This is a genomic window from Paracoccus sp. (in: a-proteobacteria), assembly GCF_039808215.1.
Lineage (GTDB): Bacteria > Pseudomonadota > Alphaproteobacteria > Rhodobacterales > Rhodobacteraceae > Paracoccus.
This window is the reverse complement of sequence record NZ_JBDHSP010000035.1, coordinates 22,145-30,578: the sequence shown is the minus strand read 5'-3', so window position 1 is coordinate 30,578 and position 8,434 is coordinate 22,145. Positions and strand designations below refer to the sequence as shown.

Genomic DNA, 8,434 nt, shown 5'->3' with positions numbered 1-8,434 from the left:
GCAGAGCCATCGTGTATTTCCTGAATTGTTGGCTTTTGTGAAAGGCGTGCCTTTCAGGCCGATGCCTCTGACAGGTCTGCACGCATGGGTTGATTAGGCGCGTCCGCGCAGCGCCAGCGCCCCCTGTCTCTGGCAGGCGGCACGCCGGTGCCTCCAGCGTTCCGCCCTGCCCCACCGAATCACACCAACAAGCCCGCAAACCCCATGAAACATGGGACCGGCGCACATCCGGCGCTTCCGGCGCCGGTCCGCGCCGCGCCGCCGGTCCCTCGCCCGTGCTCTCCCTTGCCCTGCAACCACGAGGGAAGGACCGGATGATGACCGATCAGACCATGATCACCGCCGAGACCGGCGCAATCGCCCATGAAGGGCTGCTGGATGACTGGATGCCGCGCAAGGAACTGGCCGGCATCATCGGCATCAGCGCCGACACGCTGAAGCGCTGGGAGACGCGCCGCATCGGCCCGCCCTGCATCCGCATCGGGCGCAAGGTGCTCTATCGGCGCGGGGCGGTGCGCGACTGGCTGCTGGAGCAGGAGACCCGCAAGACCGCCGGCCGTGGGAGGGCGGCGCGATGAGCGGCGGCAATGATGACCGGCGTCGCCCCATCGCATGGGCCATCGTCTTTGCTTTTGCGCTCGGCGTGCTCGTGCTTCTCGCCGGGCTGCTGATCTGGGCGGTGATTTCGACCATCGACTGGACGGCGGTGCTGCGCTTCATCGCGCCCACGGCCTTCGAGACCCGCCAAATCGAGGAAATCCTCGAGGGAGGCCGGCGATGAGCAATCTGATCTCGGCCTCGGTGCAGCGCCGCCTCGTGGGTTCGGCCACGCGCAAATCGGTGCTCAGCTACATGGCCGACAAGGCCGCCGATGACGGCAGCGGTATCTGGACCTCGAAGGCCAATATCGCCCGCGATCTCGAGCTGTCGCGGCGTGGCGTGCAGCTGGCGATCCAGGAGCTGATCCGCGACGGGCTGGTCACCGAAACCGGCCAGCGCGACTGCAAGCACGGCTTCACGGTGGAATATTCCATCGTGATCGAGGCTGTGGATAACCTGCCCTCGACCCGTGAACCACGTTCACCCCGTGAATCTGATGCACGGGTAACCCGTGAACCAGGTTCACATGACCCCGTGAACCAGATTCACCCGAACCATCCTTATAAAGATACTACTACGCCCCCAGTCGAAGATGCGGCTGTGGATAACTCCGACCCGCAGACCCGCTGCCTTGCCGTCGCCGGCCCGGGTCTCTGCCCGGCCTCGCGCGCCGCAATCACCGGGACCGCCGAGGTGATCGAGGGCTGGTTGCGGGAGGGCATCGACCTCGAGGCCGACATCCTGCCGGTGATCCGGGCCCGCACGCCCACCATCCGCATCAGCCCGATCCGGACCTGGGGCTATTTCACCGACGCGGTGCGGGCGGCCCATCGCCAGCGCTTGCGCCAGCCGGCAAGGCCGCAAGGCGCAGAGAAAGCCAGCACCAGCCCGCAGCTGCGCTTCTATGCCGACTGGGTGAACGCGGATCGCTATCTGCCCCCCAGCGCCATCAGCAACAGCGTCGCGCTGGCCTTGCTGGAGGCCGGGCTGACCAGTGCCGAGCGCCTCGCCCTGCGCGGTGTCCCCGTCCCCGCCCGAAAGGAGCGCCGATGATCACCCCGCGCGAGATCGAGGACCGTTTCGAAGAAGCGGCGCTGACCCTGCGGCGTCTGCCGAACCCGCCCGGCTCCGGCGCGCGCGGCTATGGCCGCTCCTGGCCGGATTACGTCCACGAGGCCAGGCACGCCTATGGCTACGAGGAGGCGCGGATGCGGGTGATCCCCAACCCCCGCGAGATCCAGCGCATGGAGGAGGCGCTGGAATGGCTGGCGCTGATCGGCGGCGACAGCGAGCAAGCGATCATCGACAACCGCCGCATCGTCTGGATGCGGGCCGAGGGCTATCGCTGGAAGCAGATTTGCCGCGCCGTGGGCTGCGTGCGCTCCACCGCCTGGCGGCGCTGGACGGCGGCGCTGGTCACCATCGCCAACCGACTGAACAAACAGCGGAAAACCAGCCGTCGCCCGCACGGTGCCAAAACCAGCGGGGATGCGGCGGGCGCAAAGCGGGACGGCGAGGGCACGAAGGGGCCGCCGTGAGGGCGCGAAAGGGCCGAACATAGGGCGCGACAAAAGCAGGCGATACGGGCCATATTCATCCCATGATCGGGGCGAAAGCCGCCCTGCGGCCGCCTCCCCCCGGCCATGGTTCCTCCGCAGCGTAGTCGCTATGCGGGGGGCATGAGCGCGCTAGTCCTCTAGCGTCAAAGGATTTTTCTGGGTTTCCACCCGTCGGTTGCCACTTTGGGTTGCCAGGGTTGCCGGCCCCTTCGTCGCCTCCGGACAGTCGCCTGTCCACCACCTCAAGGCCCGCCCTGCCCATCGGCAGCGGGCCTTTTTCTTTGGAGTTCGCCCTTTGCAGATCGAGATGATGCCGGTCGGGCAGCTGGTGCCCTATGCGCACAATGCCCGCACGCATTCGGAGGATCAGATCGCCCAGATCGCCGCCTCGATGGCCGAGTTCGGCTTCACCAACCCGATCCTGATCGGCGAGGACAGCGTGATCATCGCCGGCCACGGACGGCTGATGGCGGCACAGCGCCTCGGGCTTTCCGAGGTGCCGGTGATCGTGCTGGCGCACCTGAACGCAGCGCAGCGCCGGGCGCTGGTTGTCGCGGACAACAAGATCGCGTTGAACGCTGGCTGGGACACCGAGATCCTGCTCGAGCAGATCGAACTGATCCGCGCTGACGGGTTCGACATCGATCTGGTCGGGTTCTCGGATGACGAACTCGGCGAATTGCTCGCGGAAATCGAGGCACCGGAGACGGCCGGCGCCATCGAGGGCGAGGATGACATCCCCGAGCCGCCGGCCGAGCCGGTCTCGCGCCCCGGCGATCTGTGGATCCTCGGGCCCCACCGCCTGCTCTGCGGCGACAGCACCGTGGCGACGGATGTCGAACGGGTGCTGGCCGGGGTCACGCCGCTTCTGATGGTCACCGATCCGCCCTATGGCGTCGCCTATGACCCGAACTGGCGCAACCAAGCCGGCGCATCCGCCACCAAGCGCACCGGCAAGGTTCTGAACGACGACCGTGCCGACTGGCGCGAGGCATGGGCGCTGTTCCCCGGCGACGTGGCCTATGTCTGGCACGGCGCCCTGCATGCGACCACGGTCGCCGACAGCCTGATCGCCAGCGGCTTCAACATCCGCTCGCAGATCATCTGGGCCAAGGACCGGTTGATCCTCAGCCGCGGCGATTACCACTGGCAGCACGAGCCCTGCTGGTATGCCGTTCGCGCCAGGGGCAAGGGCCATTGGGCCGGCGACCGCAAGCAGACCACGCTCTGGCATATCAGCCACCGCGATCAGGATGCCGAGACCGTCCATGGCACGCAAAAGCCGGTCGAATGCATGCGCCGCCCCGTCCTGAACAATTCGAGCCCCGGTCAGGCCGTCTATGAGCCGTTCATGGGGTCGGGCACCACGCTGATCGCCGCCGAGACCACCGGCCGCACCTGCCTCGGCATCGAGCTGAACCCGGTTTACGTCGATGTCGCCGTCGCGCGCTGGCAAAACCTGACCGGCGGCGCGGCGGTGCTGGAGGGCGATAGCCGGTCCTTCAGCGAGATTGCCGGTGAACGGTCGGACGCCAATCCCGTCGCCCCCGCCGCGCAGGCCAGCGACCCCGATCCCCAGCCGAAGCCCGCGCGCAAGCGCAGAACCGCCGCGTGAGGCCATGCATGACCTGGTTGTATCTTCCGCCGGCCTGCCTGCCGGAACCGGTAGCGCCTGCCTCTTCGGCCTGTCCCTCTGTGCTGGCGCCGGTGGCCTCGATCTCGGGCTTGCCATTGCCTGCCCCCGATATCGAACTGTGGGTTACGTCGAGCGGGACGCCTTCGCCGCGTCCATTCTCGTGGCGCGGATGGAAGATGCGGCCCTGGATCACGCGCCTCTCTGGGACGACATTGCCAGCTTCGACGGCCGCCCATGGCGCGGCGCGGTGGACATCGTCACTGCGGGGTATCCGTGCCAGCCATTCAGCGTGGCGGGCAAACGCCGGGGCGCCGACGATCCCCGCCACCTCTGGCCCCATGTCGCCCGCATCATCGGCGAAATCAACCCGCCCTTCGTCTTCCTCGAAAATGTCGCCCATCATCTCCGCCTCGGCTTTCCCGAAGTCGCCAGCGGACTGGTCGGTCTGGGCTACAGACTTGCGGCAGGCCTCTTCACGGCGGCGGAAGTCGGTGCGCCCCATCGGCGCGAACGGCTGTTCATCCTCGCCATCCGAGAGGGCGACGAGTTGGCCGACCCCGCGCGCCTGCTCCGGGATCCGCTCGAGCGGCGGCAACCGGACCGAGATATTGCGGCTGTGGATGACGCCGACGGCACGCGACCACAAGGACGGGGCGACGACATTGGCGAACACGCCGGTGAACGGCCTCCTTGGCCGCCAGGTCCTTGTGACACCGATGGCTGGCAGCGATACCTCGCCATCGCCCCGGACGCTGAACCCGCTATTCGTCGAGGCGCTGATGGGCTGGCCCACCGCGTGGACCGGCTTCGCCTCTGTGGCAACGGCGTGGTCCCCCTGGTTGCGGCGCATGCGCTCAGAACTCTCGCAGCTCAGCTGCTGGCCGATGGATGAGGCCGCGTGATGCAGATCGAGCTGATCGCGGTCGACAACCTGACCCCCTACGCCCGCAATGCCCGCACCCATTCGCCGGATCAGATCGCCCAGATCGCCGCCTCGATTGCAGAGTTCGGCTTCACCAACCCGATCCTGATCGGCGAGGACAGCGTGATCATCGCCGGTCACGGGCGGCTGATGGCCGCGCAGCGCCTCGGGCTGGCCGAGGTGCCGGTGATCCGGCTGGCGCATCTGAGCGAGGTTCAGCGCCGGGCGCTGGTGATCGCCGACAACCGCATCGCCGAGAATGCTGGCTGGGATGAGGAACTGCTGCGATCCGAGCTGACCGCCCTGCAGGGGCTGGATTTCGACCTCGATCTGGTCGGGTTCTTGGATGATGAGCTGGCTGATCTGCTCGGAGACGCCGAGGCATCGGGTTTCGGCGCCGATGCGGAAGAAGAAGAGGACGGAATCCCTGACCTGCCCGAGGATCCCGTCACCCGCCCCGGCGATATCTGGATCCTTGGCGATCACCGGCTGATGTGCGGCGACAGCACCGATGCGGCGGCGGTAGCGCGGCTGATGGGCACGCAGCAAGCGACGCTCCTCTTCACCTCGCCGCCCTATGGCCAGCAGCGCGACTATGGTGCCGCGAAGGCGCAGGTCAGCGATTGGGACCGGCTGATGCAGGGCGTGTTCGCGGCAGCCCCGGTGAGCGAGGATGCGCAGCTGCTGGTCAATCTCGGCCTGGTGCATCGCGACAGCGAGTGGATCCCCTATTGGGACGCCTGGACCCAATGGATGCGCGCGCAGGGCTGGCGTCGGTTTGGTTGGTATGTGTGGGATCAGGGGCCCGGCCTGCCCGGCGACTGGAACGGACGCCTCGCGCCAGCGCATGAGTTCATCTTCCATTTCAACCGGGCGCCACGGCGGCCGAACAAAACGGTCGAGAGCAAGCATGCCGGCGAAACCTTGGGCGGCGGTGGTCTGCGCGCGGCCGATGGCACGGTAAGCGCCAAGCACGGCGCCGGCAACGCCATCCAGAGCCATCGCATCCCCGACAGCGTGATCCGCGTGATGCGCCACAAGGGCGCCATTGCCGGCGGCGCGCATCCGGCGGTGTTCCCGGTCAGGCTGGCCGAGGAGATGATCGCCGCCTGGAGCGATCCGGGCGATCTGCTCTATGAGCCGTTCACCGGCTCCGGGTCGCAGCTGATCGCGGCGACGAACCTCGGGCGCATCTGTTTCGGGATGGAGCTGGATCCGGCCTATTGCGACGTCGCGGTGCGGCGCTGGCAGCTGATGACCGGCGGGACCGCCATCCATGCCGGGACCGGGGCGAGCTTCGAGGCCACGGCCGCTGCGCGCGAGGAACTGGCCGCATGAAACAATCGCGCGCCATGTCCATGCTCGAGGCCATCGCCAATGTCGTGGTGGGTTATTCCTTGGCCATCGCCACCCAAATCCTCGTGTTTCCACTGTTCGGCATTGAGGCCGGCCTCGGAAAGCATCTGGGCATCGGCCTTGCATTCACCGCTGTTTCTCTGGCGCGCGGGTTCCTGCTCCGCCGATTCTTCGAGGCGCTGCGGGTCCGGGGCCAACGCTGAATGCCCGTCGTCCGGTCCCCCGGACGGCGGGCTCGTGGCGCATTGTGCGCCCATCAGAACTGATGATCGGCCCGCATCAGGTCGAGCGTGGTTTCGCGCACGGCATCGGGCTGGGCCTTCGATCCGGGGGGAAGTCCCTCGATCTCCTTGGCTTCGATGATCAATTCTGCGAGGTAGCTGTCGCCCTCCGGCCAAGGCCGCCCCCAGCGGGCGCTGTAGGCCTCGCGCGCCTTCTTCAGCGTCGTCGGTCCGATGATCTGGATGGGAAGTTTCGCGGGGCGATCAAAACGGTGGGTGGTCATGACGTCATCCCTCGATACGATAAACTGTTCCGCGCCCCTCGATCTTCTCGGCGGCGACCGTGAGCCCGAGCCGCTTCTTCAGCACGCCCGAGATCGCGCCACGAATCGTGTGGCCCAACCAACTGGTCTCGGCGGCGATCTCGGCAACACTCGCGCCCTCGGGCCGCTGCAGCAGCGCGATCAACGCCGCCTGTTTGGTGCCGGCGCGGGTGGTCGCGGGCTTTTGGGCCTCGGGCGCAGCCGCAGCGGCCGCTTCCCGCTCCATCCGCCCGCGCCTTGCCCCGGCGATGGCGCCCGCCACCAGCGGCTCGATGCCGACGGCGGCAAGCCCGGCCTCGGTGGCAAGCAGCGTGGTGCCATGACCATCGCCGGTCTCGCGCCAGAGCGGCTCGCCCCGGCGAAGATCGGCCTCGACCTCCTCGATGAGGCCCTTGGCGAGCAGCGCCTCCACCACCTTGGCAGCGGCACCGCCGCGCAGGCTGTCGGGCAAGGGAAGCGCCAGATTGCCGGGGCGCGCGGCGGCACGGGCAAGGATCAGGCTCTGGGTTTCGGAAAGCGGGATCATCGCGCATGCTCCCCTTCGCCAAAAGCGCTGTCGGTGATCTGGCGCAGGAGGCTGGCATAATGCTCCAGCGTGCCGACATGGCCCCAATTCACCGCGTCGGGGCTGGCGTTGAAATGATCGTCGCTCAGCGCGGCGAGGCGGGCGAGCATGGTGTCGATCTCGGCCTTCCTGCCGAGAAAGGCCGCGAGCGCGGCATCATGGTTGCTGCGGGGGGTGATGGTCATGGCGCGGGCCTCCTCTTCTCGCTCAGATCAGGCCGAGATCGGCCAGAACGATGGTGGCTGCGGCGAGTCCGCAGGTCGGGAGTTCGATCTTCAGATGCGAGATGACATCCGAGGCATCGGCTTTGATGCCGCTGTCGCGCAGCCGGGCCTCGATCGCTTCGGCAACCGCATCCTTGCGGCTCTGATCGAAGCCTGCGGGCAGGCTGGCATAGTCGATCCTGATGGTGGTGATGGCCATGGTCATGGGGTGCTCTCCGGCGTCTGAACTGCATCGTTTTCGTGCCGTCAGAATCGCTCACCACAGGCTGGAAGTGTAGCATAATCGCAGCAATATCATTGCTTTATGTAATCTGCCCAGAGACTTGGGCACAAGCCGGAAGGGGCAAGTTGAATGGGCATGTCGCGCCGTCAATATGCGGCGCATCGCGGCGTCAGCCACACGGCGGTGGGCAAGGCGATCTCCTCGGGGCGCATCAGTCTTGAGGCCGATGGCAGCATCGATCCGGTGACGGCCGACCGGCAATGGGACGCGCAGACCGACCCGGCCAAGCAGCGCGGCGCTCATGCACGGGCGCTGGGGGCGGCGACGGCGGCCGGCACCGCGCGCGCCAGCGCCGCGACCAGGCCGGTGCCGCGCGCCGCCATCGAGTCGGTGGGCGAGACCCTGCGCGAGGCCGGCGCCGATCCCGATCCCGGCGCGGGCGGCGAGGTGTCGTTCCTGCGTGCGCGGATGGCCAATGAGGTGCTGAAGGCGCAGACCGCCAAGGTCAAGCTCGCCAGGATGAAGGGCGAGCTGGTCGACCGGGCGCGCACCGCCACCATGGTCTTCGATCTGGCCCGGCGCGAACGCGACGCCTGGCAGAACTGGCCCGCCCGTGTGGCCGCGAACATGGCCGCCGATCTGGGCGTCGATGCCCATCGGATGGAGCAGGTTCTGGACACATATTTGCGCCAGCACCTGGCCGATCTTGCGGAGGTGAAGATTGACTTGCGATGAATGGCGCGCCGAGGCGCGGCGCCGGCAGGCGTTCAGCCTGCTGATCGACAGGACAATGATGCGGCTCAGG

Annotated in this window: 13 protein-coding genes; 9 read left to right on the top strand and 4 right to left on the bottom strand. The window is 67.5% G+C overall.

All coding sequences use genetic code 11. From position 1 onward, the window contains the following. Positions 1-317: 317 nt before the first annotated feature. The 8 genes from WMK75_RS12025 (at position 318) to WMK75_RS11990 (ending at position 6,276) form a co-directional block, all read left to right on the top strand. Positions 318-578: a helix-turn-helix domain-containing protein gene (locus WMK75_RS12025; RefSeq protein WP_246087882.1), complete on the top strand. Its 261-nt coding sequence runs from the start codon at positions 318-320 to the stop codon at positions 576-578. Continuing rightward, positions 575-781, top strand: coding sequence for a hypothetical protein (locus WMK75_RS12020; protein ID WP_347267911.1), 207 nt, complete (start codon positions 575-577; stop codon positions 779-781). The genes WMK75_RS12025 and WMK75_RS12020 overlap by 4 nt, the downstream gene beginning before the upstream one ends. Continuing rightward, positions 778-1,653 (top strand): helix-turn-helix domain-containing protein, encoded by an 876-nt coding sequence (locus WMK75_RS12015; protein ID WP_347267910.1) that lies wholly within the window; start codon positions 778-780, stop codon positions 1,651-1,653. Before WMK75_RS12020 ends, WMK75_RS12015 begins: the two co-directional genes overlap by 4 nt. Further along, a complete protein-coding gene (locus tag WMK75_RS12010; protein WP_347267909.1) occupies positions 1,650-2,138 on the top strand; it encodes a DUF6362 family protein in 489 nt (162 codons plus the stop codon). Before WMK75_RS12015 ends, WMK75_RS12010 begins: the two co-directional genes overlap by 4 nt. Positions 2,139-2,466: 328 nt before the next feature. Then, positions 2,467-3,774, top strand: a complete 1,308-nt coding sequence (locus WMK75_RS12005) for a site-specific DNA-methyltransferase (protein WP_347267913.1) — start codon at positions 2,467-2,469, stop codon at positions 3,772-3,774. 4 nt (positions 3,775-3,778) lie between these two features. Continuing rightward, complete coding sequence (locus tag WMK75_RS12000) at positions 3,779-4,687, top strand: DNA cytosine methyltransferase (RefSeq protein ID WP_347267908.1); 909 nt, start codon at positions 3,779-3,781, stop codon at positions 4,685-4,687. Between the two features lie 9 nt (positions 4,688-4,696). After that, a complete protein-coding gene (locus WMK75_RS11995; RefSeq protein ID WP_347267907.1) occupies positions 4,697-6,055 on the top strand; it encodes a site-specific DNA-methyltransferase in 1,359 nt (452 codons plus the stop codon). Then, positions 6,052-6,276: a hypothetical protein gene (locus tag WMK75_RS11990; protein ID WP_347267906.1), complete on the top strand. Its 225-nt coding sequence runs from the start codon at positions 6,052-6,054 to the stop codon at positions 6,274-6,276. The genes WMK75_RS11995 and WMK75_RS11990 overlap by 4 nt, the downstream gene beginning before the upstream one ends. Before the next feature lie 53 nt (positions 6,277-6,329). On the opposite strand, the gene WMK75_RS11985 is transcribed toward WMK75_RS11990, so the two are convergent. From WMK75_RS11985 to WMK75_RS11970, 4 genes are read right to left on the bottom strand one after another with little or no spacing between them, the layout of a single operon-like run. Then, entirely contained in the window at positions 6,330-6,578 is a 249-nt protein-coding gene (locus WMK75_RS11985) for a hypothetical protein (protein WP_347267905.1), read from the bottom strand. Positions 6,579-6,582: 4 nt separating this feature from the next. Then, the gene (locus WMK75_RS11980) at positions 6,583-7,143 is read right to left on the bottom strand and encodes a DUF3489 domain-containing protein (RefSeq protein WP_347267904.1); all 561 of its coding nucleotides are present in this window, start codon (positions 7,141-7,143) and stop codon (positions 6,583-6,585) included. Next, the gene (locus WMK75_RS11975) at positions 7,140-7,367 is read right to left on the bottom strand and encodes a hypothetical protein (protein WP_347267903.1); all 228 of its coding nucleotides are present in this window, start codon (positions 7,365-7,367) and stop codon (positions 7,140-7,142) included. The genes WMK75_RS11980 and WMK75_RS11975 overlap by 4 nt, the downstream gene beginning before the upstream one ends. A 22-nt stretch (positions 7,368-7,389) precedes the next feature. Further along, positions 7,390-7,605, bottom strand: a complete 216-nt coding sequence (locus WMK75_RS11970; RefSeq protein ID WP_347267902.1) for a hypothetical protein — start codon at positions 7,603-7,605, stop codon at positions 7,390-7,392. A 153-nt stretch (positions 7,606-7,758) separates the two neighbouring features. Here WMK75_RS11970 and WMK75_RS11965 point away from each other — a divergent pair, with 153 nt between their 5' ends. Then, positions 7,759-8,364 (top strand): elements of external origin, encoded by a 606-nt coding sequence (locus WMK75_RS11965; protein WP_347267901.1) that lies wholly within the window; start codon positions 7,759-7,761, stop codon positions 8,362-8,364. Positions 8,365-8,434: the final 70 nt, after the last annotated feature.